This window comes from Cupriavidus sp. GW823-FHT06D04, from assembly GCF_058795055.1.
Map to the genome: position 1 here is coordinate 536119 of NZ_JBXAHL010000001.1, position 24634 is coordinate 560752.

General features: G+C 66.8%; 25 protein-coding genes. 14 read left to right on the plus strand and 11 right to left on the minus strand.

Annotated features, from left to right (window positions below):
* Nucleotides 1-102: 102 nt before the first annotated feature.
* On the minus strand, nt 103-1353 hold the full coding sequence (icd, locus tag AC1Q7H_RS02505) for an NADP-dependent isocitrate dehydrogenase (RefSeq protein ID WP_013957886.1): 1251 nt from the start codon (nt 1351-1353) through the stop codon (nt 103-105).
* Nucleotides 1354-1623: 270 nt separating this feature from the next.
* On the opposite strand from icd, the gene AC1Q7H_RS02510 reads away from it, so the two are divergent.
* From AC1Q7H_RS02510 to AC1Q7H_RS02520, 3 genes are all read left to right on the plus strand, one after another.
* Nucleotides 1624-2304, plus strand: a complete 681-nt coding sequence (locus tag AC1Q7H_RS02510) for a pseudouridine synthase (protein WP_492377806.1) — start codon at nt 1624-1626, stop codon at nt 2302-2304.
* Nucleotides 2305-2388: 84 nt separating this feature from the next.
* Nucleotides 2389-2583 (plus strand): hypothetical protein, encoded by a 195-nt coding sequence (locus AC1Q7H_RS02515; RefSeq protein ID WP_013957888.1) that lies wholly within the window; start codon nt 2389-2391, stop codon nt 2581-2583.
* Between the two features lie 191 nt (nt 2584-2774).
* On the plus strand, nt 2775-3233 hold the full coding sequence (locus AC1Q7H_RS02520) for a DUF192 domain-containing protein (RefSeq protein WP_041228459.1): 459 nt from the start codon (nt 2775-2777) through the stop codon (nt 3231-3233).
* 52 nt (nt 3234-3285) lie between these two features.
* Here the strand turns inward: AC1Q7H_RS02520 and AC1Q7H_RS02525 are convergent, their stop codons facing one another.
* Entirely contained in the window at nt 3286-3771 is a 486-nt protein-coding gene (locus tag AC1Q7H_RS02525) for a YajQ family cyclic di-GMP-binding protein (protein WP_013957890.1), read from the minus strand.
* Between the two features lie 125 nt (nt 3772-3896).
* On the opposite strand from AC1Q7H_RS02525, the gene murB reads away from it, so the two are divergent.
* A complete protein-coding gene (gene murB, locus AC1Q7H_RS02530; RefSeq protein WP_013957891.1) occupies nt 3897-4907 on the plus strand; it encodes a UDP-N-acetylmuramate dehydrogenase in 1011 nt (336 codons plus the stop codon).
* Between the two features lie 33 nt (nt 4908-4940).
* Here the strand turns inward: murB and ppnP are convergent, their stop codons facing one another.
* Both ppnP and argF read right to left on the minus strand, forming a co-directional pair.
* Complete coding sequence (gene ppnP / locus AC1Q7H_RS02535; RefSeq protein WP_010815007.1) at nt 4941-5252, minus strand: pyrimidine/purine nucleoside phosphorylase; 312 nt, start codon at nt 5250-5252, stop codon at nt 4941-4943.
* An 85-nt stretch (nt 5253-5337) separates the two neighbouring features.
* Nucleotides 5338-6261, minus strand: a complete 924-nt coding sequence (argF, locus tag AC1Q7H_RS02540) for an ornithine carbamoyltransferase (protein WP_013957893.1) — start codon at nt 6259-6261, stop codon at nt 5338-5340.
* 438 nt (nt 6262-6699) lie between these two features.
* Between argF and AC1Q7H_RS02545 the strand changes: the two genes are divergently transcribed.
* Complete coding sequence (locus AC1Q7H_RS02545) at nt 6700-6999, plus strand: DUF3579 domain-containing protein (RefSeq protein WP_012353767.1); 300 nt, start codon at nt 6700-6702, stop codon at nt 6997-6999.
* A gap of 113 nt (nt 7000-7112) precedes the next feature.
* Here AC1Q7H_RS02545 and rpsT read toward each other — a convergent pair whose 3' ends face one another.
* On the minus strand, nt 7113-7379 hold the full coding sequence (rpsT, locus tag AC1Q7H_RS02550; protein ID WP_010815010.1) for a 30S ribosomal protein S20: 267 nt from the start codon (nt 7377-7379) through the stop codon (nt 7113-7115).
* Between the two features lie 327 nt (nt 7380-7706).
* Here rpsT and murJ point away from each other — a divergent pair, with 327 nt between their 5' ends.
* Both murJ and AC1Q7H_RS02560 read left to right on the plus strand, forming a co-directional pair.
* Nucleotides 7707-9257, plus strand: coding sequence for a murein biosynthesis integral membrane protein MurJ (gene murJ, locus AC1Q7H_RS02555; RefSeq protein ID WP_153953734.1), 1551 nt, complete (start codon nt 7707-7709; stop codon nt 9255-9257).
* Between the two features lie 96 nt (nt 9258-9353).
* Nucleotides 9354-10202 (plus strand): SirB1 family protein, encoded by an 849-nt coding sequence (locus AC1Q7H_RS02560; protein WP_013957897.1) that lies wholly within the window; start codon nt 9354-9356, stop codon nt 10200-10202.
* A gap of 52 nt (nt 10203-10254) precedes the next feature.
* Here the strand turns inward: AC1Q7H_RS02560 and AC1Q7H_RS02565 are convergent, their stop codons facing one another.
* Complete coding sequence (locus AC1Q7H_RS02565) at nt 10255-10893, minus strand: VTT domain-containing protein (protein ID WP_319609863.1); 639 nt, start codon at nt 10891-10893, stop codon at nt 10255-10257.
* Between the two features lie 180 nt (nt 10894-11073).
* On the opposite strand from AC1Q7H_RS02565, the gene mutL reads away from it, so the two are divergent.
* The 4 genes from mutL to AC1Q7H_RS02585 all read left to right on the plus strand — a co-directional run bounded on the left by mutL (nt 11074) and on the right by AC1Q7H_RS02585 (nt 15473).
* Entirely contained in the window at nt 11074-13050 is a 1977-nt protein-coding gene (mutL, locus tag AC1Q7H_RS02570) for a DNA mismatch repair endonuclease MutL (RefSeq protein WP_492380941.1), read from the plus strand.
* 33 nt (nt 13051-13083) lie between these two features.
* Entirely contained in the window at nt 13084-14052 is a 969-nt protein-coding gene (gene miaA / locus AC1Q7H_RS02575) for a tRNA (adenosine(37)-N6)-dimethylallyltransferase MiaA (protein ID WP_211980260.1), read from the plus strand.
* Nucleotides 14053-14133: 81 nt separating this feature from the next.
* On the plus strand, nt 14134-14634 hold the full coding sequence (locus tag AC1Q7H_RS02580; RefSeq protein WP_211980261.1) for a GNAT family N-acetyltransferase: 501 nt from the start codon (nt 14134-14136) through the stop codon (nt 14632-14634).
* A 101-nt stretch (nt 14635-14735) separates the two neighbouring features.
* Nucleotides 14736-15473, plus strand: a complete 738-nt coding sequence (locus tag AC1Q7H_RS02585; protein ID WP_492377804.1) for a GntR family transcriptional regulator — start codon at nt 14736-14738, stop codon at nt 15471-15473.
* Nucleotides 15474-15501: 28 nt separating this feature from the next.
* Here the strand turns inward: AC1Q7H_RS02585 and AC1Q7H_RS02590 are convergent, their stop codons facing one another.
* From AC1Q7H_RS02590 to purM, 5 genes are all read right to left on the minus strand, one after another.
* Complete coding sequence (locus tag AC1Q7H_RS02590; RefSeq protein ID WP_010815018.1) at nt 15502-16245, minus strand: aspartate/glutamate racemase family protein; 744 nt, start codon at nt 16243-16245, stop codon at nt 15502-15504.
* Nucleotides 16246-16250: 5 nt separating this feature from the next.
* The gene (locus tag AC1Q7H_RS02595; protein WP_211980263.1) at nt 16251-17645 is read right to left on the minus strand and encodes an amidase; all 1395 of its coding nucleotides are present in this window, start codon (nt 17643-17645) and stop codon (nt 16251-16253) included.
* A gap of 37 nt (nt 17646-17682) precedes the next feature.
* Nucleotides 17683-19119, minus strand: a complete 1437-nt coding sequence (gene hydA / locus AC1Q7H_RS02600) for a dihydropyrimidinase (protein ID WP_211980264.1) — start codon at nt 19117-19119, stop codon at nt 17683-17685.
* Nucleotides 19120-19153: 34 nt separating this feature from the next.
* Nucleotides 19154-20485, minus strand: coding sequence for an MFS transporter (locus tag AC1Q7H_RS02605; protein WP_013957905.1), 1332 nt, complete (start codon nt 20483-20485; stop codon nt 19154-19156).
* Nucleotides 20486-20799: 314 nt separating this feature from the next.
* Nucleotides 20800-21852, minus strand: a complete 1053-nt coding sequence (gene purM, locus AC1Q7H_RS02610) for a phosphoribosylformylglycinamidine cyclo-ligase (protein ID WP_211980265.1) — start codon at nt 21850-21852, stop codon at nt 20800-20802.
* A gap of 195 nt (nt 21853-22047) precedes the next feature.
* Here purM and AC1Q7H_RS02615 point away from each other — a divergent pair, with 195 nt between their 5' ends.
* The 3 genes from AC1Q7H_RS02615 to AC1Q7H_RS02625 all read left to right on the plus strand — a co-directional run bounded on the left by AC1Q7H_RS02615 (nt 22048) and on the right by AC1Q7H_RS02625 (nt 24634).
* Nucleotides 22048-23118: an AI-2E family transporter gene (locus AC1Q7H_RS02615; protein WP_211980266.1), complete on the plus strand. Its 1071-nt coding sequence runs from the start codon at nt 22048-22050 to the stop codon at nt 23116-23118.
* Between the two features lie 44 nt (nt 23119-23162).
* Nucleotides 23163-23870 (plus strand): DnaA regulatory inactivator Hda, encoded by a 708-nt coding sequence (hda, locus tag AC1Q7H_RS02620; protein WP_013957908.1) that lies wholly within the window; start codon nt 23163-23165, stop codon nt 23868-23870.
* Between the two features lie 89 nt (nt 23871-23959).
* Entirely contained in the window at nt 23960-24634 is a 675-nt protein-coding gene (locus AC1Q7H_RS02625) for a histidinol-phosphatase (RefSeq protein ID WP_153953730.1), read from the plus strand.

Here is a 24634-nt window from a genome sequence, read left to right on the forward strand (position 1 = left end):
CTAGGCAACACTGGCGCCCGGGGCAAGAAAAAAACCCCGGCGCCGACCAGGCGGCACCGGGGTTTTCCTCGGCAGGTCGCCCGCTGCAGCGGGAGTCCGTGCTTACATATTGTCGATCATCACCTGGCCAAAGCCCGAGCACGACACCTGCGTCGCGCCTTCCAGCAGGCGGGCGAAGTCGTACGTCACCTTCTTGGACAGGATCGACTTCTCCATCGACGAGATGATCAGGTCCGCGGCTTCGGTCCAGCCCATGTGGCGCAGCATCATTTCGGCCGACAGGATTTCAGAGCCCGGGTTGACGTAGTCCTTGCCGGCGTACTTCGGCGCGGTGCCGTGGGTGGCCTCGAACATGGCGACCGAGTCAGACATATTGGCGCCCGGGGCAATGCCGATGCCGCCGACCTGCGCGGCCAGCGCGTCGGAGACATAGTCGCCGTTCAGGTTCAGCGTGGCGATCACCGAGTATTCGGCCGGACGCAGCAGGATCTGCTGCAGGAAGGCGTCGGCAATGGCGTCCTTGACCACGATGTCCTTGCCGGTCTTCGGGTTCTTGAACTTGCACCACGGGCCGCCGTCGACCAGCTCGGCGCCGAATTCCTTTTGCGCCAGCTCGTAGCCCCAGTCACGGAAGCCACCTTCGGTGAACTTCATGATGTTGCCCTTGTGCACCAGCGTCACCGACGGCTTGTCGTTGTCGATGGCGTACTGGATCGCCTTGCGCACCAGGCGCTCGGTGCCCTCGCGCGAGACCGGCTTGATGCCGATGCCCGAGGTCGCCGGGAAGCGGATCTTCTTCACGCCCATCTCGTTCTGCAGGAAGGCGATCAGCTTCTTGGCCTGGTCGCTCTCGGCCGCCCATTCGATGCCGGCGTAGATGTCCTCCGAGTTCTCGCGGAAGATCACCATATCGGTCTTTTCCGGCTCACGCACCGGCGAGGGCACGCCCTTGAAGTAGCGCACCGGGCGCAGGCAGACGTACAGGTCCAGCTGCTGGCGCAGCGCCACGTTCAGCGAGCGGATGCCGCCGCCCACCGGCGTGGTCAGCGGGCCCTTGATCGAGACCACATAGTCCTTGAGCACCTCCAGGGTTTCGTCCGGCAGCCACACGTCCGGGCCGTAGACCTTGGTCGACTTCTCGCCGGCGTAGATCTCCATCCAGGCGATCTTGCGCTTGCCGCCATAGGCCTTGGCCACGGCCGCGTCGACCACCTTGATCATCACCGGAGTGATATCGAGGCCCGTACCGTCGCCTTCGATATAAGGAATGATCGGATTGTCCGGGACATTCAGCGAAAAATCCTGGTTGACCGTGATCTTTTCGCCGGCCGGAACCTTGATATGTTGGTACATGACGTCTCCAGTACGGAACGGTTGTGACTGCCGCCGGTTCGTGGCCGGTCGGCAAGATTCGGGGAGAGGGCGCTGACGCATTGTAGCGGGCCTTACCGCACACCCGTGCTGCATTGCATCACCCTGGCGCCACCCTGCGCTGCCTTCAGTCTTATATAAGACACAAGACTAATTTCGTATTATGCAGCAATTTTTCATCATCCGCCAATCGGGCCGGACCCCAGATCCTCTCCCCCGCCCCTGCGCGCCACTGCGGCATACTTGCGCCCCATGACCCTGATTGCCCTGAACAAGCCGTTTGGCACCATGAGCCAGTTCTCGGAACACCCGACGCGCCCGACGCTGGCCGCGTGCGTGAGCATGCCCGGCGTCTACCCGGCCGGGCGGCTCGATGCCGACAGCGAGGGCTTGCTGCTGCTGACCGACGACGGCGCGCTGCAGGCCCGCATCGCCGACCCGCGCCATAAGCTGGAGAAGACCTACCTGGCACAGGTCGAAGGCATTCCCGATGCCGCCGCGCTGGCCCGGCTGCGCGCCGGGGTAGACCTGGGCGACTTCGTCACGCAGCCGGCCAGGGTACGCGCGATCGAGGCGCCCGACTGGCTGTGGCCGCGCCAGCCGCCGGTGCGCTTTCGCGCAGCGATCCCGACCGCGTGGCTGGAACTGAAGATCCGCGAGGGCAAGAACCGGCAGGTGCGCCGCATGACCGCCGCGGTCGGCTTTCCCACGTTGCGGCTGGTGCGGGTCGGGATCGGCCCGCTTGACCTGCGCGCCCTGGGGCTGGCGCCCGGCGAAAGCTGCGAGGTGTTCGCCGCCCAACTGGGACTGGCGGCCGTTGCTCGGCATGCCCGGCCGGATCTGGCGCGGCGGCCCGATGTATCGAAAGCCAGGACGGATGACACCAAGCGCCGCTCTCGTTACAAAAAAAAACAAATCGCGGGTCAACCCTGACGGCAACGGCCTCGTTCTTGTCGGGGACACGTCCTATCGCGCGTCATCATTTCCGACTTTTCTTATCCTTCGAGGTAATACGCCATGAAAAAACTGATCGCTGCTCTGGTTGTTGGCCTGTTCGCCACCGGCGCCTTCGCCCAGGCTTCGGCACCTGCTGCTGCCGACACTGCAGCGCCCGCGGCCACCAAGGAAGCCCCGAAGGCCGCCAAGAAGAAGACCACCACCAAGAAGCACAGCAAGAAGAAGGCCGCCGCGTCGGCCCCGGCTGCCCAGTAATTGCTGGCGCCCTCCCTGCCCCGTGCGTGCGCGAGGCAGGAAAGAAATGGCAGGCTGCCGCCAGGCGCCTGCCTTTTTTATTGCCGGTATAGGATTGTCGAGGTGCGGCGTACCGTCGGCCGCACATCAGCATGCCGCGTGTGCGCTATGCTTGCGGCTGCCGCGGCCCGCGCCATTTCAGACTGAACACCATGTCCTTCCTGTCCAAGACGCTGTTGTCACAATGCTCCTCCCTTGCCGGCCTGCTCGCGCTGAGCGCCGGGATCGCGCACGCGCAGGCCGCGCTGCCGATGGTGCCGCTCACTGCGGGCATGTTTGCGATCCAGGCGGAGGTTGCCGCCACGCCGGCGGCACGCGAGCAGGGACTGATGTACCGCACGACCATGGCCCCCAACGCCGGCATGCTGTTCGTGTTCGAGCAGAAGGCGGGCCACTGCTTCTGGATGCGCAATACCGAGCTGCCGCTGTCAATCGCCTTCCTGGCCGATGACGGCACCATCGTGAATATCGAGGACATGGCGCCGCGCACGGAGAGCAACCATTGCCCGAAGGCGGCGATCCGCTATGCGCTGGAAATGAACAAGGGATGGTTCACGCAGAAAGGCATCAAGGCCGGCGCGAAAATCGGCGGACTGCCGCAGCCTCGCTGAGGGCGGCAGCGCCAGGGGGCGCCGGCAGGAGCGCCGGCGCGGAGGGCAAGGGTCAGTCGCGGAAGTTGTTGAAGTCCAGCGGCGCCTCGGACACATCCTTGCGCAGCATCGCCATCACGCTCTGCAGGTCGTCGCGCTTGGCGCCCGACACGCGCACCGCGTCGCCCTGGATGCTGGCCTGCACCTTGATCTTGCTGTCCTTGATGATGCGCACGATCTTCTTGGACAGGTCGCCGGTCACGCCCTTCTTGATCGTGATCACCTGCTTGACCTTGTCGCCGCTGATCTTGTCGATCTTGCCGTAGTCCAGGAAGCGCACGTCCACGTTGCGCTTGGCCATCTTGTTGATCAGCACATCCTTGACCTGGCTCAGCTTGAAATCATCGTCGGCAAAGGCAGTCAGTTCATTTTCCTTCTGCTCGACCCGGGCGTCCGAGCCCTTGAAATCGAAGCGCGTCGAGATTTCCTTGTTAGCCTGCTCGACGGCATTCTTCACCTCGACCATGTTCGCTTCGCACACTACATCAAACGACGGCATTGCATTCTCCTTGTGATCCGTATGCCCGGAAGCCGGCCGCGCGCGGCGCCTTCCGTATAATCCAGCCTACCTCGCAGTTCCGGGTCGCTTGCCTACCAGCGGCGGCCGCGTCACCTTTTCCTTGCATGGCAGATTTCCACGAATTCTATCCCCTGCGTCGCCACAATACATTCGGATTCGACGCGCGCGCGCGCTTTGCGGTGCATGTGCGCAGCGAAGCCGACCTGACCGCGGCACTGGCCGACCCGCGTGCCGACGGCCTGCCACTGGTGGTCCTGGGCGGCGGCAGCAATGTGGTGCTGACGGGCGACCTGGACGCGCTGGTGCTGCTGATGGAAATACCCGGCTACCAGCCGGAGGAGACTGGCGATGCCTGGCTGGTCACCGCCGGCGCCGGCGAGAACTGGAACGGACTGGTCAACCGCACCATCGCCGACGGCATGCCCGGGCTCGAAAACCTGGCGCTGATCCCCGGCACCGCGGGCGCGGCGCCGATCCAGAACATTGGCGCCTACGGGGTGGAGCTGCGCGAGCGCTTCGAAGGCGTGCGCGCCTATGATCGCCACACCGGCGCATTCGTCTGGCTGGACCTGCGGGCGTGCGGCTTCGGCTACCGCGACAGCCTGTTCAAGCGCGCCGGCGCCGGCCGCTACATCATCACGGCGGTGACGCTGAGCCTGCCCAAGGCGTGGCAACCGGTGCTGTCGTACGGGGAGCTGGCCCGCGAACTCGATGGCCGGGCTGCGCCCGATGCGGCCACGATTCGCGACGCCGTGGTCGCGATCCGCTCGCGCAAGCTGCCCGACCCGGCGCAAGTCGGCAATGCCGGCAGCTTCTTCAAGAACCCGCTGGTCAGCGCGGCACAGCGCGACGCGCTGTTGCAGGCCAATCCGGACCTGGTCAGCTACGCGCAGCCGGACGGCAGCTACAAGCTGGCCGCCGGCTGGCTGATCGACCGCTGTGGTTTCAAGGGCGTCAGCGACGGCCCGGTGGGCGTCTATGGCAAGCAGGCGCTGGTGCTGGTGCACCACGGCGGCGGCACCGGCGCGATGCTGCTGGCGCTGGCCAACCGCATCGCCGATGCGGTGCAGGCACGCTTTGGCGTGCGCATCGAACCGGAACCGGTGGTGCTGTAAAGCAGGCGGGCCAGGACTGACCCGCCGCGCCTGTCACGCGAAGTGGCAGACGTAGTCCAGCGTTTCCTGCACCTCGATATCGAAGCTGCTGTTGCCCGGCACGCTGAACTGCTGGCCCGCGCCGTAGGTCTGCCAGTCTTCCGAACCGGCCAGGCGCACGCGGCAGGTGCCGGCATTGATTTCCATGATCTCGGGCGCGCCGGTGTTGAAGGTCAGCGCGGCCGGGAAGATCACGCCCAGCGTCTTGCGGGTGCCGTCCGGGAACAGCACGGTATGGCTGACGCACTTGCCGTCAAAGTACAGGTTGGCTTTCTTGACGACCGACACGTTGTCGAACTGGCTCACTTCCATCTCCTTGGGTTTCTGTCCGAAAGACGTAAAAAGAGGGGCCATCGCGGCCCCTCCCCTGTTCACTCCGCGCCGCGCTGGTTCAGTAGCGGCCGCAGAGCAGGTATTCCATCAGCGCCTTCTGCACGTGCAGGCGGTTCTCGGCCTCTTCCCAGACCACGCTCTTGGGGCCGTCGATCACGGCGGCCTCGACTTCCTCGCCGCGGTGCGCCGGCAGGCAGTGCATGAAGAGCGCGTCGGACTCGGCGCGGTCCATCATCGGGGTCGTGACCATCCAGTCCTTGAAAGCGCGCTTGCGGGCGTCGTTCTCGGCCTCGAAGCCCATGCTGGTCCAGACATCGGTGGTGACCAGGCTGGCGCCCTGGCAGGCCGTGAGCGGATCGTCGAAGACCTTGACCAGGCCGGCGGCAGACGCCGGCACCATGGCCGGATCGAGCTGGTAGCCCGGCGGCGCCGAGAAATGGAAGGAGAAGCCCAGACGCTCGGCGGCCTGGATCCAGGTGTAGGCCATGTTGTTGGCATCGCCGATCCACGCCACGGTCTTGCCGCGGATGCTGCCGCGCTGCTCGATGTAGGTGAAGACGTCGGCCAGCACCTGGCACGGGTGGTATTCGTTGGTCAGGCCGTTGATCACCGGCACGCGCGAATGCGCGGCAAAGCGCTCGATGATGTCCTGGCCGAAGGTGCGGATCATGATGATATCGACCATGCGCGAGATCACCTGCGCCGCATCCTCGATCGGCTCGCCGCGGCCCAGCTGCGAGTCGCGCGTGTTCAGGAACACCGCGTGGCCGCCCAGCTGGTGGATGCCGGCTTCGAACGACAGGCGCGTACGCGTGGAATTCTTCTCGAAGATCATGGCCAGCGTGCGGTCGTGCAGCGGGTGCCAGGTCTCGTAGTTCTTGAACTTGGCCTTCAGGATCCGCGCGCGATCCAGCAGGTACTCATACTCGTCGGGAGTGAAGTCGCTGAACTGGAGGTAATGCTTGATCGGGGTTGAGCTCATAAAACAAAGAAGGCGGCTCGGTGGGGACGCGCCGTCACGAAGTGTTCATGACTCAAGCGCGCCGCGGAGCCGCCTTTCGCGTCGCATACGCAATTTAACTGCAAGAATCATAAGGGATTATTTCTGCTTTGGCGAGTCCGGGACAACCCGGCACGAACTCGCGCCCTGCCCCGGCGCGGTGCCGCTGACAGGTTCCCGACAGGATTTCGCCCTTATGCGCAACTCTTATATAAGATATAATACCCGCTGATTCACGCGGGGCCCGGCACACCCATGCCGCTGCCCGCCGCCGGCATCAAAAGTGCCCCCGCAAGACACCGACGCCCCGCCTTCCGGCTGGAACCAGCGCGAACCAAACGCGCCCCGGCCGCGTCAAACGGGCGCCCGTCCAGCGGGTTTACCGTCGAGTCATCCGCCTCACCCGCAGTGTCCAGCCTCATGAACCCCAACGTTCGCGAATACTTTATCCAAGGCATTACCAAGGAAGGCAAGACCTTCCGCCCGAGCGACTGGGCCGAACGGCTGTGCGGCGTGATGGCGCAGTTCCGCCCCGAGGGCGACAGCGGCGACCCGCGCCTGACCTACTCCCCTTACGTGCGGCCGATCTTCGCCGGCAACGTCAAATGCGTGGTGGTGGACGTGCGGCTGCGCGATATTGAACCGAAGGCGCTGGATTTCGTGCTGAATTTTGCGCGCGACAACAACCTGCAGCTGGTTGAAGCCTGTTCGCTGGAATAAGCCTGCCGGCCTGGCGCCGGAAAGCAAAAAAGCTCGTCGGATGACGAGCTTTTTTGTTGGCGGATGCCTGGGCACCCGCCTCTGCTGGACCGCCGGGGCGGCCCGGGCAGTGATCAGGCAGCCATCGACTTGATGGCGGCCGACAGGCGCGACTTGTGACGTGCAGCCTTGTTCTTGTGCACGATCTTCTTGTCGGCGATGCTGTCGATCACGGCTTGCGAGTTCTTGAAGATCTCGGCGGCAGCGGCCTTGTCGCCAGCGTCGATGGCCTTGCGGACGGCCTTGACGGCGGTGCGCAGGCGCGAACGCAGGCTGGAGTTGTGAGCGTTCTGGGCAACGGCCTGGCGGGCGCGCTTGCGAGCTTGTGCGGAATTTGCCATGTAAAAATATCCTGAATTCAGATGCGTGCCGCGGGGGACACAACAATTAAGTCATATCGAGCGACCCGGGATGCACTGACACACGAATCCGGAACGCAACTGTCCTTGTGAATCGGCAATTATACACAGATGCCGGCACACAAAGCAACACGACGGACACTTTGCCAGCTCGGGCCGGGCGGGCGCCGGGCCGATCCGTATAATAAGCGCCACATTGTGCCGGGGCACGTGGCGCGCCGGCAACTTTATCGCCCGGACCGCGTCTCAGAGGCGTCCCCGGCATGCGGTGCGCCCGCACCGATCCACCGTCCCGCACCGACCCGCACCTTGAACCTGCTCAAAGCGCTCGCCACCATCAGCAGCCTGACGATGCTCTCGCGCATCACCGGCCTCGTGCGCGAGATCCTGATCGCCCGCGCCTTTGGCGCGTCGGAGATGACCGACGCGTTCAACGTGGCCTTCCGCATTCCCAACCTGCTGCGCCGCATTTTCGGCGAAGGCGCGTTCTCGCAGGCCTTCGTGCCGATCCTGGGCGAATACCACGCCAAGCGCGGCGACGAGCCGACCAAGGCACTGATCGACGCCGTCGCCACGGTCATGACCTGGGTGCTGATGGGCGTGTCACTGCTTGGCGTGATCGGGGCGCCGCTCGTGATGACCGCGGTCGCCACCGGCTTCCGCGGGCAAAGCGAGACCTATACCGCGGCCGTGTTCATGACGCGGGTGATGTTCCCGTATATCGGCCTGATCTCGCTGGTGGCGCTGGCGTCCGGCATCCTCAATACCTGGCGCAAGTTCGCGGTGCCGGCCTTCACGCCGGTGTTGCTGAACCTGTGCCTGATCATCGCGGCCCTGTTCGTCGGCCCGCACATGGACCAGCCGATCTACGCGCAGGCGTGGGGCGTGCTGGTTGGCGGCGTGCTGCAACTGGCGATCCAGGTGCCGGCGCTGCGGCGCCTGGGCGTGATGCCGCGGCTGAGCTTCAACCTGCGCGCGGCGTGGTCCGATCCCGGCGTGCGCCGCATCCTGCGGCAGATGGGGCCGGCGCTGCTGGCCGTGTCGGTGGCGCAGATCAGCCAGATCATCAATACCAATATCGCCTCGCGGCTGGCCGCGGGCAGCGTCTCCTACCTGACCTATGCCGACCGGCTGATGGAGTTCCCGACCGCGCTGCTGGGCGTGGCGTTGGGGACGATCCTGCTGCCGAGCCTGTCCAAGGCCAACGCCTCGGGCGACCATGCCGAGTACTCGAGCCTGCTCGACTGGGGCCTGCGCCTGACCTTCCTGCTGGCGGTGCCCTGCGCGGTAGGGCTGTTCGTGTTCGGCGCGCCGTTGACCGCCGTGCTGTTCAACTACGGCAAGTTCGACGCCCACGCGGTCGAGATGACGCGCCAGGCGCTGGTCTCGTACGGCGTCGGCCTGATGGGGCTGATTTCGATCAAGATCCTGGCGCCTGGCTTCTATGCGCGCCAGGATATCCGCACGCCGGTGAAGATCGCGCTGCTGGTGCTGGTGATCACGCAGGCCTGCAACTATGCGTTCGTGCCGTGGATCAGCCATGCCGGGCTGGCGCTGTCGATCAGTGCCGGCGCCACCATCAACGCGCTGCTGCTGTTCTTCGGCCTGCGCCGGCGCGGCCTGTACCGGCCGGCGCCGGGCTGGTGGCTGTTCCTGGCGCAGTTGGGCGCCTCGGTGCTGCTGCTGTCCGGCATGCTGCTCTGGTTCGCGCGCAACTTCGACTGGATCGGGCTGGGCGCGACGCCGCTTCTGCGCATCGCGCTGCTGGCTTCGTGCCTGGTACTTGCAGCGGTGGTCTACTTCGGTACACTGTGGCTCATGGGACTGCGCTACTCTGCCTTCAGGCGCCGCGCCGGCTGATGGGCCAGCGAATCTGCCAACGCATGGGCCACCTAATGAGCCGGCAATGGTGACCCACGCTGCGCGCGGTGCCGGCGGCTGCACCGGGAAACCGACATGACATCCACCAAAGTCCTGGATTATTTCGCCAGCCTTGTGGCCGACGAAAACGGCATCCCGCTGACCGAAACCGCGCTGTCCATCGCGCAGGACGCCTACCCCGACCTGGACCTGCAGGCCGAGCTTGCGGCGCTGGACGTGCTGGCGCTGCGCCTGAAGCGCCGGATCGCCGAAGGCACCCCCGCGATCCAGCGGCTGCGCCTGCTGAACCATTTCTTCTATCGCGACCTCGGTTTCGGCCCGAACGCGAACGACTACTACGACCCCGACAACTCCTACCTGAACGTGGTGCTGCGCCAGCGCCGCGGCATCCCGATCTCGCTTGCGGTGCTGTTCATGGAGCTGGGCCAGCAGATCGGCCTGCCGCTCAAGGGCGTGTCGTTCCCCAATCATTTCCTGCTGCGCATGACGATTCCGGCCGGCGAGGTGATACTGGACCCGCTCACCGGCGAGACCCTGTCGAAGGAACAGCTGCAGGAAATGCTGGATCCGTACCTAGAGCGTGAAGGCATCAGCGATGCCAGCCAGGTACCGCTGGGCTTGTTCCTGCGCGCGGCCAGCCACCGCGAGATCGTCGCGCGCATGTTGCGCAACCTGAAGGCGATCTACCTGCAGGAGTCGCGCTGGCAGCGGCTGCTGGCGGTGCAGAACCGCCTGGTGATCCTGCTGCCGGGTTCGATCGAGGAAGTGCGCGACCGGGGCCTGGCCTATGCCAACCTAGAGTGCTTCCGCCCCGCGCTGGCCGACCTGGAAGCCTATGTCCTGGCCCGGCCCGATGCGGCCGATATCGGCCAGATCCGCGAGCGCATGCCCGCGCTGCGGATGATGAGCCGCAGCCTCAACTAAGAACCCGTTTCATAGTGAAAAAGGGGCGCAAAGGCTGCGTGACCTCACTGGCTTAGCGCTCCACGCGCGAAGGCCGGCGGCGATTGCCGCGCACCAGCTTCCACAGCCCGCCCAGCACCAGCGGCACCACGGCCGCCCCGATGCCGGCCAGCACGATCAGGTTCAGGTACTGGCGGATAAACGGCAGGTTGCCGAAGAAGTAGCCGGCGAACACCAGGCCCACCACCCAGGCCACGGCGCCGACCACGTTGAACATCTGGAAGCGCGCAAAGGTCATCTGCGACACGCCCGCGACGAACGGGGCGAAGGTACGCACGATCGGCACGAAGCGCGCCATCACCAGCGTCTTGCCGCCGTGCCGCTCATAGAAGTCATGGGTGCGGCGCAGCGCATCCTGGTCCAGGAAGCGCCACTGGTGGTCGAACACCTTGGGCCCGATCCAGCTGCCCACCAGGTAGTTGACGGTATTGCCGGAAATCGCCGCCACCAGCAGCAGGCCGATCAGTGCCCACTCGTTCATGGCGCCGGTTGCGCAGAAGGCGCCCGCGATAAACAGCAGCGAGTCGCCCGGCAGGAACGGCACCACCACCAGCCCCGTTTCCGCGAACACAATCAGGAACAGGATGGCATAGACCCAGTGGCCGTACTGGTCGATGACCGTGCCGAGATATTTGTCGACATGCACCAGCATGTCGATGAGCTGCAAAGCGAGATCCAAGTCGTTCCCCATTGTTGGTTTGGTTGACTGCGTTCGGTCCGATGCGGCCCGGGCCGCCCTGGCCTGAATCATACAAGAGCCACCGCTCCAATCCGTCACCTGCGGCGCCTTTGTGCGTCCGACTCCGTGCGAGCGTCCACGTATAATCGCCGGATGCCTGCCTCCGCCTCCAGCACCGCCCTGCGCACCACCCAGCAGCCGCGCCCGATCCGGCCGCTGCCGGACCAGCTCATCAGCCAGATCGCCGCCGGCGAAGTGGTGGAACGACCGGCCTCGGTGGTCAAGGAGTTGCTGGAAAACGCGCTCGACGCCGGCGCCACGCAGCTCGGCATCCGGCTGGAAGAAGGCGGCGTGCGGCGCATCGTCATCACGGACAATGGCTGCGGCATCCCTGCTGCCGAGTTGCCGGTCGCGCTGATGCGCCACGCCACCAGCAAGATTGCTTCGCTCGACGAACTGGAATCGGTGCTGACGCTGGGCTTCCGCGGCGAGGCCCTGGCCTCGATCGCCTCGGTGTCCCAGCTGGCCCTGACCAGCCGCACCGCGGCCGATGCCCATGCCACCCAGGTCAGCGCCGATACCGGCACGGTGCAGCCTGCCTCGGGCGGGGTCGGCACCACCGTCGACGTGCAGCATCTCTACTTCAACACGCCAGCGCGCCGAAAGTTCCTCAAATCGGAGCAAACCGAGCTGGGACACTGCCTGGAGATGGTGCGGCGCGTGGCGCTGGCGCGGCCCGACGTGACCATCTCGGTCCACCACAACGGCAAGCCGCTGGAACACTGGAATGCCGGCGACGTCGCCACCCGTACCGCGCAGGTGCTGGGCACTGACTTTGCCCGCGCCCGCCTGCCAGTGGACGAAGAGGCCGATACGCTGCACCTGTATGGCTTTGCCGGGCTGCCCACCGCCTCGCGCGGGCGGCCGGACCAGCAGTATTTCTTTGTCAACGGCCGCTTCGTGCGCGACAAGCTGCTCAACCACGCGGTGCGCAGCGCCTACCAGGACGTGCTGCACGGCGACCGTTTCCCGTCCTATGTGCTGTGCCTGGACCTGCCGCCGGAGATGGTCGACGTCAACGTGCATCCGTCGAAGATCGAAGTGCGCTTCCGTGAATCGCGCGCCGTGCACCAGTTCGTCTACCACGCGGTGCAGCGCTGCCTGGCGCGGCAGGCCGGCGGGAACGGCGACAGCCTGCATACCGACGCCGACGGCGAGATCACCCTTCCGCCTGGCGGTGCGATACCGGCGGGCGGCGCACGGCCGGGCTATGGTGGCGGCGGCGGCGGCCAGTGGATCAACTATTCCGCTGCACGCCAGACCGAACTCGGCATCGCCCAGCCGCGCCAGGCCTACCTGGGCATGGTGCGCGATGCCGCCGCACCGGCAGCGCGGCCCTATGGCGCCATGCCCGGCACCCCGGCGCAACCGCCTGCCTGGCTGGCCGACGCCCAGGCGGCACGCGCCGACGACCCGCCCGGCCTGCTGGACCGTCTGCCGCCAGCCGCGCGCGCCGGCTTTGCCGATCCTGCCGACGCCCCCGACGACCACCCGCTCGGCTACGCCATCGCCCAGCTGCATGGCATCTATGTGCTGGCGCAGAATGCGCGCGGGCTGGTGCTGGTGGACATGCATGCGGCGCACGAACGCATCCTGTACGAGCAGATCAAGGCCGGCCTGGACGCGCGCGACCTGGCGGTGCAGCCGCTGCTGATCCCAGTCACGCTGCCCGGCAGCCCGGTCGAGATCGGCGTGGCCGAAGAACACCAGGAGACACTGACGCTGCTGGGCTTCGATATCGCCCCCGTGTCGCCCACCACGCTGGCGGTGCGAGCGGTGCCGGCGCTGCTGCAGCAGGCCGATGCCGAAGCGCTGGCGCGCGACGTGCTGCGCGACCTGCATGCCTATGGCGGCTCGCGCGTGCTGGCCGAGCGCCGCAATGAACTGCTGGCCACCCTCGCCTGCCACAGCGCGGTGCGCGCCAACCGCAAGCTCACGCTCGAGGAAATGAACGCGCTCTTGCGCCAGATGGAGCAGACCGAGCGCGCCGACCAGTGCAACCACGGCCGCCCCACCTGGGTGCAACTGACCGTGACCGAGCTGGACCGGCTGTTCCTGCGCGGGCAATAAGCCGCTCGCCCCACGATTCATCCAAGGCTTTCGATGTCCGCCGTACCCCACTATTCCGCCACGCATCCGCCCGTGGTCTGCCTGCTCGGCCCCACCGCCTCGGGCAAGACCGCGGCCGCGCTGGCGCTGGCGGCCGACGCGCCGGTGGAGATCATCAGCCTGGATTCGGCGCTGGTGTACCGCGAGATGGATATCGGCACTGCCAAGCCCACGCGCGAAGAACTTGCAGCCGCGCCGCACCACCTGATCGACATCATCGACCCGGCCGACAGCTACTCCGCGGCGCAGTTCGTCACCGATGCCGAACGGCTGATCGCACAGATCCGCGCACGCGGCCATGTGCCGCTGATCGTCGGCGGCACCATGCTGTACTACAAGGCACTGACGCAGGGGCTCAATGACCTGCCCCAGGCCGATGCCGCGCTGCGCGCGGAGCTGGACCAGCTTGCCGCCGAGCGCGGCTGGCCGGCGCTGCATGCGATGCTGGCCGAGGTCGACCCGGTCACCGCGGCGCGGCTCGCGCCCAATGACGCGCAGCGCATCCAGCGCGCGCTGGAAATCCATCGCCTGTCCGGCCAGCCGATGTCGGCGCTGCTGGCGCGCCAGGCCGAGGGCCGCACCTTTGCCGGCGCGGCGGACCAGCGCTTCCGCGTGATTGCGCTGGAGCCATCGGACCGCCTGGCGCTGCACGCGCGCATCGCGCAGCGTTATGACGCGATGCTGGCCAACGGCTTTATCGAGGAAGTCGAGCGGCTGCGCAGGCGCGGCGACCTGCATCCGGGCTTGCCGTCGATCCGCTGCGTCGGCTACCGGCAGGTATGGGAGTACCTGGACGGCGACGCCGATTTCGCCACCATGCGCGAGCGCGGCGTCGCCGCCACGCGCCAGCTGTGCAAGCGCCAGCTGACCTGGCTGCGCAGCACGCCGGAGCGGCTGGTGGTGGATTGCCTGGCGCCCGGGTATGTCGACCAGGTGCGCAAGCTGGCGGACTTCGGGCACTGACCCGATGGCATGCAAACTGGCGCGGCAAGTGACGCACAGGCGATAATTCCGAATCCCTGTTTTCCGGAAAGCCGACCCAGCATGTCCAAGCCCGCCTTCACGCTCCGCCCCGCCACCGCCGCCGACAGCGAGACGCTGTTCAACCTGATCCTGGCGCTGGCAGAATACGAAAAGCTGACGCATATCGTCGAAGCCACGCCGCAGAAGATCCAGGATGCACTGTTCGGCGCCACGCCGCATGCCGAAGCGGTGCTGGTCGAAGTCGACACCGCTGGCGGCCGGCAAGCCGTCGGCTTTGCCCTCTTCTTCCACAATTTCTCGACCTTCCTGGCCAGGCCCGGCCTGTACCTGGAAGACCTGTATGTTGATCCGGCATGGCGCGGCCACGGCCTGGGCAAGGCGCTGCTCAAGCACCTCGCGGCGCTGGCGGTCGAGCGCGGCTGTGGCCGCTTCGAATGGTCGGTGCTGGACTGGAACCAGCCGTCGATCGACTTTTATCAGGCTATGGGCGCCGACGTGCTGCCCGACTGGCGCATCTGCCGCGTGACCGGCGAGGCGCTGGACAAGCTCGGCGCGCAGTAAGACGGCAACCAGTCCGACGCCAGTGTTATACACTTGATGGCGAACCGCCATACAATAACGACACCGACTGTCTTTTTTCCGGGCCGCCAACGCCGACCGCCATGCCACGAACCAAAGCCGACCTGCCCGCTACCGACGGTATCAATGAGACCGACGCGGACAGCGCGCGCGGCGCGTCGGTCGAGGCCATCGCCGACCGCATCCTGACCGCGATCTGGGAGCACCGGCTGCCGCCGGGCACCAAGCTGGTCGAGGAAAAGCTGGGCGGCGTGTTCGGCGTGAGCCGCACCAAGGTGCGGCTGGCCTTCGCCAAGCTGGCGCATGAGGGCGTGCTGACGGTGCATCCCAACCGCGGCACCTTCGTCTCCAGCCCGAGCGTGGCCGAAGCGCGCCAGGTGCTGCATTCACGCCACCTGCTGGAACCCGCGCTGGTGCGCGACCTCGCCAGCGCCATCGGCGCGCCGGGCGTGCGCGCGCTGCGCGAGACCACGCGCCAGGAAGCACAGGCGCGAGACAGCAACGACCGCCGCGCCATCATCCGGCTGTCGGGCGAGTTCCACTGCAAGCTGGCGGAAATGACCGGCAACCAGTACCTGGGCAAGTACATGCGCGAGCTGTGCTCGCTGACCTGCCTGATCATCGCGCTCTATGACGCGCCGGGCGTGCCGTCGTGCCCGCACCATGAACACGACGACATCGTCGATGCACTGGAAGCCGGCGACGGCGAGCGCGCCGCGCGGCTGATGACCGAGCACCTCGGCCATGTCGAAAGCACGCTGCGGCTGCAGGCGCCGGCCGAGGAAAAGGTCGATCTGGAAGCGGTATTCGCCGCGGTCTGAGCCGCGGCGTCATCGGAAGGGAAGCGGCTTAGCGGTGCTCGATGCGCGCCGCCAGCGCCGCGGGCAAACCCAGCGTGGGCTTGGCATCCGGGCGGCGGAACGTGCCCGCGGTGGCCTTGCGCGGCTGCAGCGCGACCAGCGCCTCGGCCTGCTTGACGGCGGCGGCCATCTGGTCGACCACCGGCACCGGAATGCGGTCGCGCACGCGCGCGGCCAGGCCGGCCAGCGGCGCGCCGGCCAGGATCACCACATCGGCTTCATCCTCCGCCACGGCGCGGTTGGCCAGTTCCACCAGCACGGCTTCCTTCTCTTCCTGCACATCCGACACCGAGGCAAAGCTGCCGTCCAGCATGCGGATGCCGGCCAGCCGGCTGCGCAGGCCATGCATGTCCACGCACTCCTCATACCAGGGCCCCAGCGCCCGCGCAAAAGTCACGATGGCAAAGCGCCGGCCCAGCATGCAGGCCGACAGCATCGCCGCCTCGGCCATGCCCACCACCGGCAGGTCGAACAGTTCGCGCGCGCCCATCAGGCCGGGGTCGCCAAAGGCCGCGATGATGGCCGCATCGAACTGGCCATGGTGCTCGGCCAGCATCTCCAGCGCGATGGCGCCGCCGATTTGCGCCTCGGCGCGCGTGGCGATATAGGGCACGCCGCGGCTGGCGGTCAGCGGCACCAGCTCGGTGCCGGGGGCCGCGGCCTCGGTGGCCGCCGCCATCAGCCGCGCGGTGATGCCTTCGCTTGTATTGGGATTCAGGACAAGGATTCGCATGACGGTTATCCGGCAGGGTTGAGCAGCGGCGCCAGCACGCTTTCGGCCAGCCTGGCCGCGGCCAGCACGTTGCGGTCGGCAGCGCGCGGGCCGGCGATCTGCAGGCCCGCCGGCAGCCCTTCGCGGCCGTGGCCGCAGGGCACCGAGATGGCCGGTGCCAGCGCATGGTTGAAGAAGGGCGTGAACACCGCATGGGCGCGCGGCTCCACCGCCACGCCGCCGATCCGCTCCGGCCCCAGCCGGTCGTTGCGCCACGCCACGCACGGGGTGGTCGGGCACAGCAGCAGGTCATAGCGGGTAAAGAACCCGGCCACGGCCAGCGCGATCTGGTGGCTGGCTTCGCGCGCGCGGGCCACGTCGGCGCCGCTCCAGGCCAGACCGCGCTCGATCTGGCGCGCCACGTCGGGATCGAACACCTCCGGGTCGCGGCGCCAGGCCTCGCCGTAGAGATTGGCCAGGCCGACATGCTGCAGCGGCATCAGCGCGGCCTCGTCGGCGCCCTTCGGCCAGGCCGGGTCGGCACGCTCGATGGTCAGGCCCGCGGCCTGCAGCCGGGTCACGGCCTGCTCGAAGGCCTGCGCGACGTCATCGTCGACCGGGGTGTCCAGGCCCAGGCGCGGACTGACCGCGATCTTCAGCGTATGCAGCGGGCGCGCGGCGCCAAGCGAGAAACCCAGCGTATCGGGATCGCGCGGATCGGCGCCGGCCAGCGCCTCGAACATCAGTTCGGCATCGGCCACCGTGCGCGTGATCGGCGCAATCACCTGGATGCCGTTGAAGGCATGGGGAAAGCCGACTGAATCGGGAATCGCGCCGTAAGAAGGCTTGAAGCCGACCACGCCCGCATGCGCGGGCGGGCGCCGGCTGGAACCGCCGCCGTCGGTGCCCAGCGCCAGCGGCGCCATGCCGGCCGCCACCCCCACCGCGCAGCCGCCAGACGAGCCGCCCGCAGTCAGCGTGGCATCGAGCGGATGGCGCGTCAGCCCGTAAACCTTGTTGGTGGTCAGGCCCTTGCAGGCGAACTCCGAGGTATTGCCCATGCCGAGCACGATCGCGCCGGCCTGGCGCAGGCGCTCGACCGCAATCGCGTCGGCGGGCGCAATGAAGTCGCGGTACAGCTGCGAACCCTGCGTGACGCGGCGGCCCTGGCTCCAGATCACGTCCTTGACGATCACCGGCACGCCCGCCAGCAGCGGGCGCTCCCCCTGCGCAAGGCGCGCGCGCAGCTGCGCCAGGTCGGCATCGACCAGCTCCTGGCGCAGCTCGAACACGGCGTTGAGTTGGTCATTGCGCGCCGCGATGCGGGCCTGGAAGGCGGCGACCACCTCGGCGGGATCGAGGCGGCCGGCGGCGACGCGGGCCGCGATAGTGGTGGCGTCCAGGCGGTTGGTCAGTTCCATGTCAGTCGTTTCAGTCAAAGCATCGGCAAGGCTGCCGTCACAGGCTGCCGCCCGAGGTGCGATAGCGCGGCCTGGCCATCTCCGGCAGGCCGCACGGCAGGAACTGGCCGTGGCCGGCCTCGGCCAGCACCTCGCCCTCATGCGCCACCACCTTGCCGCGCACCAGCGTGGTCACCGGCCAGCCGGTCACGCGCACGCCTTCGTACGGGGTGTAGTCGACCGCATGGTGCAGGTCGGCGTTGCGGATCGTCACTTCACGCTGCGGATCCCAGATCGCCAGGTCGGCATCGGCGCCGATGGCGATGGTGCCCTTGCGCGGATGCAGGCCGTAGAGCTTGGCGGGGTTGGTCGAGGTCAGCGCGACGAACTGGTTGACCGAGATGCGGCCGCCCACCACGCCAGCCGAGAACAGCAGCGGCAGCCGCGTTTCCAGCCCGGGGATGCCGTTGGGGATGTACTGGAACGGGACCTCCTTGCCGCCAGGCTTCTTGCCCTGCGCGTCTTCGTAGCGGAACGGTGCATGGTCGGACGAGAAGATGGTGAAGAGGCCGTCGGCCAGGCCGTCCCAGATCACTTCCTGGTTGCCGCGGTCGCGCGGCGGCGGGCTGCACACGCACTTGGCGCCGTGGTAGCCGGGCTGGTCGAGGTCTTCCGCAGTCAGGAACAGGTACTGCGGGCAGGTCTCGGCAAAGATCTTCATGCCGCGGTTGCGCGCCCAGCGGATCTGCTCCACCGCTTCCTTGCCCGATACATGGACGATCAGGATCGGCACGTCGACCAGCTCGGAGAACGTGATGGCGCGGTGCGTGGCCTCGCGCTCGATCGCCATCGGGCGCGCCAGCGCGTGGAACTTCGGCGCGGTGTTGCCCGCCGCTCCGAGCTTCTCGGTCAGCCAGGCGATGCAGTCCGAGTTCTCGGCGTGCACCATCACCAGCCCGCCCTCCTGGCGCGCCACCGACAGCACCTCAAGGATCTCGCGGTCGTTCAGCTTGAGGTCGTCGTAGGTCATGTAGATCTTGAACGACGAATAGCCCTCACGGATCAGGCCAGGCAGCTCGTCGTTCAGCACCGCCTCGGTCGGGTCGGCCACGATCAGGTGGAAGGCGTAGTCGACCACGGCCTGGCCGCCGGCGCGCTGATGGTAGTCGGTGACCGCCGCGCGCAGCGAATGGCCCTTCTCCTGCGCGGCAAACGGAATCACCGTGGTGGTGCCGCCGCACGCCGCCGAGACCGAGCCGGTGCGGAAGCCATCAGCCATCTTCAGGCCATCCGGCATGGGCTGGTCCAGGTGGCAGTGCGCATCGACGCCGCCCGGCAGCACCAGCTTGCCGCTGGCGTCGATGGTCTGCGCCGCCTCGCCCAGGTCAAGGCCAAGCTGCACGATGCGGCCGCCGGCGATACCGATATCGCACTGCATGGTGTCGCTGGCGGTCACCACGGTGCCGTTGCGGATGATCAGGTCGAACTGTTTCACGATACTGCTCACGAAAAGGTTGGGACGGCGGCGCTCAGTGGTCCGCGTCGGACAGGTGCATGTGTGCGGTTTCGCGCGCGGCGGCAGCGGCCACTGCGATCAGCGCGCACACCGCCGCCAGGTAGAGGGCCACCGGCGTGGTGCTACCGAAGCGGTCGAGCAGGCCCACCGCGATCAGCGGGGCCAGCGCGCCACCGAACACGCCGGCAAACTGGAAGCCGAGCGAGGCACCAGTCACGCGCACCCGGGTGGCGAACAGCTCGGGCAGGAACGAGGCCAGCGGCGAGAACATGAACGACACCAGCACCATGCCGACGAACGAGCCCAGCATGATCAGCGCCGGGCTGCCGGTCTTGATCATCGCGAAGAAGACAAAGGCCCACACCGCGCCGCCGACGCCGCCGATCATCAGCACCGGGCGGCGCCCGATGCGGTCCGCCAGCAGGCCGGCGATCGGGATGAACAGGATTTGCGCCAGCGCGCCCAGCAGTACGGCATTGAGCGCGATGCTCTTGGGCAGGCCCAGCTTGGTCGGCACGAAGTACAGCAGGAACAGGGTGAACACATAGAAGGCGATGTCGCCGCCCAGCCGCGCGCCAAAGGCGATCAGCAGCTGCTTCTTGTAGTTGCGCAGCACTTCCATGATCGGCGCGCGCGCTTCCGCATGCGATTCCTCGAGCTTCTCGAACATCCCGGATTCACGCACGTTGGCGCGGATGTAGAGGCCGACGCCGACCAGCAGCGCCGACAGCAGGAACGGCACGCGCCAGCCCCAGCTGAGGAAGGCTTCTTCCGAAACCTGCCAGGTCACCAGCGCGAACACGCCGTTGGCCAGCAGCAGGCCGATCGGCGCCGCCAGCTGCACCAGGCTGCCGAGGATGCCGCGCCGCTTTCCTTCAGGGTCCAGCTCGTTGACCATGATCGCCGCCCCGCCCCACTCGCCGCCCAGGGCCAGGCCCTGCACCACGCGCAGCAGCACCAGCAGCGCCGGCGCCAGCGCGCCCGCGGCGGCATAGGTCGGCAGCAGGCCGATGCCGAAGGTGGCCAGGCCCATCATCAGCAGCGTGATGATCAGGATCGACTTGCGGCCCATCTTGTCGCCGAAGTGGCCAAAGATCGCCGCACCCAGCGGCCGCGCCACGAAGGCCACGCCGTAGCTGGCAAAGGATAGCAGTGTCGCGGTCAGCGGATCGCTCTGCGGGAAGAACAGCTTGGGGAAAACCAGCGCGGCGGCCGATCCGTAGATGAAGTGGTCGTAGAACTCGAGCGTGGTGCCGGCCAGGCTGGCCCCGGCGACACGCGCGACGGATTGCTTCTGGGGCGACGCGCCGTTCTTGGCAGGTGCGTCGATGCTGACTGCTTGCATGGTGGATCCTCCGATGGTCCCTGGCCTGCCCTGGCGCGCGGTGATGGTCCCCGGCGTCGCATTCGGGCGTTGTCTCCGACGCGGCATGCGTGTGCGGCGTCTTTGCTCAGTACATTAGGATATAAACCGCCATACAATCAAGTTGAATTTTGTTTGTCAGATTTGGTGCGCGTGCATGGGGGGTTTTGGTGCAATGCACCAGGATGGGTGTTGTTTGGGTTGGGGCGATGCGGCCGCATGGCGCCAGGCCATAAACAAAAACGGCGCATACCCAAAGGCATGCGCCGCTCTCACAGCAAAACCACAGAAACAGATCAGACCACGATCGTCTGCGCCTCGCCTTCCGCACGTGCGCGGATCTCACCAATCTCCCACACCGCCTCACCAGCCGCCTGCAGGTGACGAATAGCGCGCTCAGCGTCTTCCTTGGCCACGATCACCACCATGCCGATGCCGCAGTTGAACACGCGGTGCATTTCGTCGTCGGCCACGCGGCCCTGCGCCTGCAGCCACTGGAACAGCGGCGGCAGCGTCCAGGCATCGCGCTTGAGCACGGCGGTGACGTCCTGCGCCAGCACGCGCGGCACATTCTCGGTCAGGCCGCCGCCGGTGATATGCGCCATGCCCTTGACCGGCAGGGTTTCGATCAGCGACAGCAGCGGCTTCACATAGATCCGCGTCGGCGCCATGATCGCGTCCTGCAGGCGCTGGCCGTGGAAGTCGGCATTCAGGTCCGGCTTGGCCATTTCGATGATCTTGCGCACCAGCGAGTAGCCGTTGGAGTGCGCACCCGACGAAGCCAGGCCCAGCACCACGTCGCCCGGGGTGATGGTGCTGCCGTCGATGATCTTCTTCTTTTCGACCGCGCCGACGGCAAAGCCGGCCAGGTCGTATTCGCCGTCCGGGTACATGCTCGGCATTTCGGCGGTTTCGCCGCCGATCAGCGCGCAGCCGGCCAGTTCGCAACCGCGGGCGATGCCCTGGATCACGGTGGCGGCGGTGTCCACGTCCAGCTTGCCGCAGGCGAAGTAGTCGAGGAAGAACAGCGGCTCGGCACCCTGCACCAGGATGTCGTTGACACTCATGGCGACCAGATCCTGGCCGACGGTGTCATGGCGGTTGAGCTGGAAGGCGAGCTTGAGCTTGGTGCCCACGCCGTCGGTGCCCGACACCAGCACCGGCTCCTGGAACTTCTTCGACAGTTCGAACAGCGCACCGAACCCGCCGATGCCCGCCATCACGCCCTCGCGCATGGTGCGCTTGGCAAACGGCTTGATGCGGTCGACCAGTGCGTCGCCGGCATCGATATCAACACCGGCGTCGCGGTAGGAAAGGCCTGCCTGGCCGGCGGTCGGGGATGCGCTCATGGGAACCTGCTTGTCCTGGAGGAAATAAAGTGAGGAATTCGGCGCTCGGGTCAGCGCGGCTTCCGTTGCTTGGCATCGGAAGGCGGACGCGAGTCCAGTAGAATTGCAATTTTAACGGATAGAGGCCCCCCGCTTCCAGTTTCCGGCGAGATTCCGCCGCAAACAGCGCTGTCGCCCGTTCCCCCCAACTATTTGATGAATGCCCCGCTGTTGAACCAAGAGGCCAAGCGCATCCTGCTCTGGATCGTCGTGGCCGTCGCGCTGTTCGCCGCCATCATCGCGCTGGCGCCGGTGCTGACGCCGTTCCTGTTCGCGTTCATCTTCGCCTATATCCTGAACCCGGGCGTTGACTGGCTGCAGCGCCGCCGCGTGCCGCGCGCGGTGGGCGTAACGCTGATGATCCTGCTGCTGACGGTGATCTGCGTGATGCTGGTACTGCTGGCGATCGCAGTGCTGCAACGCGAGATCCCGCAGGTGCGCGAGCAATTGCCGATCCTGCTGAAGAAGCTCAATTCGGTGGTTTCGCCCCGCCTGGCCGAGTTCGGCGTACGCGTGCGCTTTGACTTCCCCGGCCTGCGCAACATGCTGTCGGACCGCTTCTCGGCCAGCCCGGAAGACCTGCTGGTGGTGTTGCTGAACTACGTCAAGATGTCGGGCTCCGCGCTGATCACGGTGGCCGGCATCGTCTTTATCGTGCCCATCGTCATGTTCTACCTGATGATGGACTGGCACATGGTGATGCGCCGCATCGAGGGCGTGGTGCCGCGCCGCTGGGTGCCCAAGGTGCGCGAACTGACCAACGAGACCGACGCGCTGCTGTCGCAATACCTGCGCGGCCAGATCCTGGTGATGGTGATCCTGGCGGCAATCTACTCGATCGGCCTGACCATCGCCGGCTTCGATATCGGCGTGCCGGTCGGGGTCTTCACGGGGCTGGCGGTGTTTATCCCGTATATTGGCTTTGGTGTCGGGCTGGTCATGGCGGTGCTGGCCGCGCTGCTGCAGTTCGGCAACTGGTACGGGCTGGCCGCGGTGGCGGTGGTCTACGGCTTCGGCCAGTTTATCGAGAGCTTTTATCTGACCCCGCGCCTGGTGGGCGAACGCATCGGCCTGCACCCGCTGGTGGTGATCTTCGCGCTGCTCGCCTTCGGCCAGCTGTTCGGCTTCTTCGGCGTGCTGCTGGCGCTGCCGACCTGTGCCGTGCTGCTGGTCGGCGCGCGGCAGCTGCGGCGGGTTTACCTGGCCAGCGACCTGTACCGAAAATAACGGCTGCCCCACTGCTGCCCACACCTGCAAGTTAGCCATACGTCATGTCCCCGCGTCCCAAGCAACTGTCGCTCGAGCTGGGCAGCCCGCCGCCTTCGACCTTCGAGAATTTCGTGGTGGCATCCAACCGCGAGGCGGTGCAGCGCCTGCGCGAGCTGCCCGCCGCGCTCGCCCAGGAGCACGCCAGCGACCGGCTGGTCTACCTGTGGGGCGAGGTCGGCTGCGGCCGTACCCACCTGCTGCACGCGGTATGCGAGGCCGGGCCGCAGCACGGCATCCGCAGCCGCTACCTGAGCCCGCACCACCCGCTGTCGGACTTCCTGTTCGATCCCTGGTGCCAGCTCTACACCGTCGATGACGTCGAGTTGCTGGATGAAGCGCGCCAGATCGCGGTGTTCTCGCTCTACAACGAGGTGCGCGCCCACGTGCGCACCGCGCTGGTGGTGGCCGGCGGCCTGGCCCCGCGCGCGATGCCGGTGCGCGAAGACCTGCGCACGCGCCTGGGCTGGGGCCTGGTGTACCAGGTCGCGCCGCTGTCGGACGACGACAAGAAGGCCGCTGTGCTGCATGCAGCACGCGAGCGCGGCCTGCAGCTGTCGCCAGAGATCACGCACTGGCTGGTGACGCGGCATTACCGCGACATGCCAAGCCTGATGGCGCTGCTGGACGCGCTCGACACCTACTCGCTGGAACGCAAGCGGCCGGTGACACTGCCGCTGCTGCGTGAAATGTTTGCTGAATTCCGGGATTAGCGGCGGCATCGGCGCCCAAACCACACCCAACGCGGCCACGGCACCTGCCTGCCCGCCCGACCTCTCGCCTTAAGGTAAAATCGCCGCCCATGAATCTGGCACTCTTTGATCTCGACCACACCCTGATCCCAACCGACAGCGACCATGAATGGGGCCGCTTCTTGGTCCGCCTGGGCGTCGTCGACGAGGAAATCTACAGGCAGAAGAACGACGAGTTCTACGGCCACTACAAGGCCGGCACCCTCGATATCCAGGCCTTCCTGCGCTTTGCGCTGGCGCCGCTGGCGGCCAACCCGCGCGACCGGCTCGATGCCATGCGGGTGCGCTTCATGCACGAGGTGATCGACCCCGTGATCACGCCGCAGGCGCGCGCGCTGGTCTACAAGCACCTGGAAGCCGGCGACCTGTGCGCCGTGGTGACCGCCACCAACAGCTTCGTCACCGCGCCGATCGCCACGGCCTTCGGCATCAAGCACCTGATCGCGACCGAGCCGGCCACCGTCGACGGCAAGCCCGAGAGCCAGTACACCGGCGAGGTCGAGGGCGTGCCCAGCTTCCGCGAAGGCAAGATCACCCGCGTCGAGGCCTGGCTAAAGAGCCAGGGCGCGCAGTGGGACCATTTCGAGAAAACCACCTTCTACAGCGACTCGGCCAACGACCTGCCCTTGCTGGAAAAAGTCTCCGAGCCGATCGCCACCAACCCGGACGATCGCCTGCGCCACCACGCCGCCGCGGCAGGCTGGCGCATCATGGATCTGTTCTGA

What these genes read in the sequence shown, in the direction of transcription:
- AC1Q7H_RS02605 (WP_013957905.1), bottom strand. Translation starts at nt 20,485, where the DNA reads ATGCAAGCAGTCAGCATCGACGCACCTGCCAAGAACGGCGCGTCGCCC.
- AC1Q7H_RS02625 (WP_153953730.1), top strand. Translation starts at nt 23,960, where the DNA reads ATGAATCTGGCACTCTTTGATCTCGACCACACCCTGATCCCAACCGAC.
- hda (WP_013957908.1), top strand. Translation starts at nt 23,163, where the DNA reads ATGTCCCCGCGTCCCAAGCAACTGTCGCTCGAGCTGGGCAGCCCGCCG.
- AC1Q7H_RS02585 (WP_492377804.1), top strand. Translation starts at nt 14,736, where the DNA reads ATGCCACGAACCAAAGCCGACCTGCCCGCTACCGACGGTATCAATGAG.
- AC1Q7H_RS02595 (WP_211980263.1), bottom strand. Translation starts at nt 17,645, where the DNA reads ATGGAACTGACCAACCGCCTGGACGCCACCACTATCGCGGCCCGCGTC.
- AC1Q7H_RS02615 (WP_211980266.1), top strand. Translation starts at nt 22,048, where the DNA reads ATGAATGCCCCGCTGTTGAACCAAGAGGCCAAGCGCATCCTGCTCTGG.
- mutL (WP_492380941.1), top strand. Translation starts at nt 11,074, where the DNA reads ATGCCTGCCTCCGCCTCCAGCACCGCCCTGCGCACCACCCAGCAGCCG.
- AC1Q7H_RS02590 (WP_010815018.1), bottom strand. Translation starts at nt 16,245, where the DNA reads ATGCGAATCCTTGTCCTGAATCCCAATACAAGCGAAGGCATCACCGCG.
- AC1Q7H_RS02560 (WP_013957897.1), top strand. Translation starts at nt 9,354, where the DNA reads ATGACATCCACCAAAGTCCTGGATTATTTCGCCAGCCTTGTGGCCGAC.
- AC1Q7H_RS02525 (WP_013957890.1), bottom strand. Translation starts at nt 3,771, where the DNA reads ATGCCGTCGTTTGATGTAGTGTGCGAAGCGAACATGGTCGAGGTGAAG.
- AC1Q7H_RS02565 (WP_319609863.1), bottom strand. Translation starts at nt 10,893, where the DNA reads ATGCTGGTGCATGTCGACAAATATCTCGGCACGGTCATCGACCAGTAC.
- purM (WP_211980265.1), bottom strand. Translation starts at nt 21,852, where the DNA reads ATGAGCGCATCCCCGACCGCCGGCCAGGCAGGCCTTTCCTACCGCGAC.
- AC1Q7H_RS02515 (WP_013957888.1), top strand. Translation starts at nt 2,389, where the DNA reads ATGAAAAAACTGATCGCTGCTCTGGTTGTTGGCCTGTTCGCCACCGGC.
- murB (WP_013957891.1), top strand. Translation starts at nt 3,897, where the DNA reads ATGGCAGATTTCCACGAATTCTATCCCCTGCGTCGCCACAATACATTC.
- icd (WP_013957886.1), bottom strand. Translation starts at nt 1,353, where the DNA reads ATGTACCAACATATCAAGGTTCCGGCCGGCGAAAAGATCACGGTCAAC.
- AC1Q7H_RS02510 (WP_492377806.1), top strand. Translation starts at nt 1,624, where the DNA reads ATGACCCTGATTGCCCTGAACAAGCCGTTTGGCACCATGAGCCAGTTC.
- rpsT (WP_010815010.1), bottom strand. Translation starts at nt 7,379, where the DNA reads ATGGCAAATTCCGCACAAGCTCGCAAGCGCGCCCGCCAGGCCGTTGCC.
- miaA (WP_211980260.1), top strand. Translation starts at nt 13,084, where the DNA reads ATGTCCGCCGTACCCCACTATTCCGCCACGCATCCGCCCGTGGTCTGC.
- AC1Q7H_RS02520 (WP_041228459.1), top strand. Translation starts at nt 2,775, where the DNA reads ATGTCCTTCCTGTCCAAGACGCTGTTGTCACAATGCTCCTCCCTTGCC.
- AC1Q7H_RS02545 (WP_012353767.1), top strand. Translation starts at nt 6,700, where the DNA reads ATGAACCCCAACGTTCGCGAATACTTTATCCAAGGCATTACCAAGGAA.
- argF (WP_013957893.1), bottom strand. Translation starts at nt 6,261, where the DNA reads ATGAGCTCAACCCCGATCAAGCATTACCTCCAGTTCAGCGACTTCACT.
- AC1Q7H_RS02580 (WP_211980261.1), top strand. Translation starts at nt 14,134, where the DNA reads ATGTCCAAGCCCGCCTTCACGCTCCGCCCCGCCACCGCCGCCGACAGC.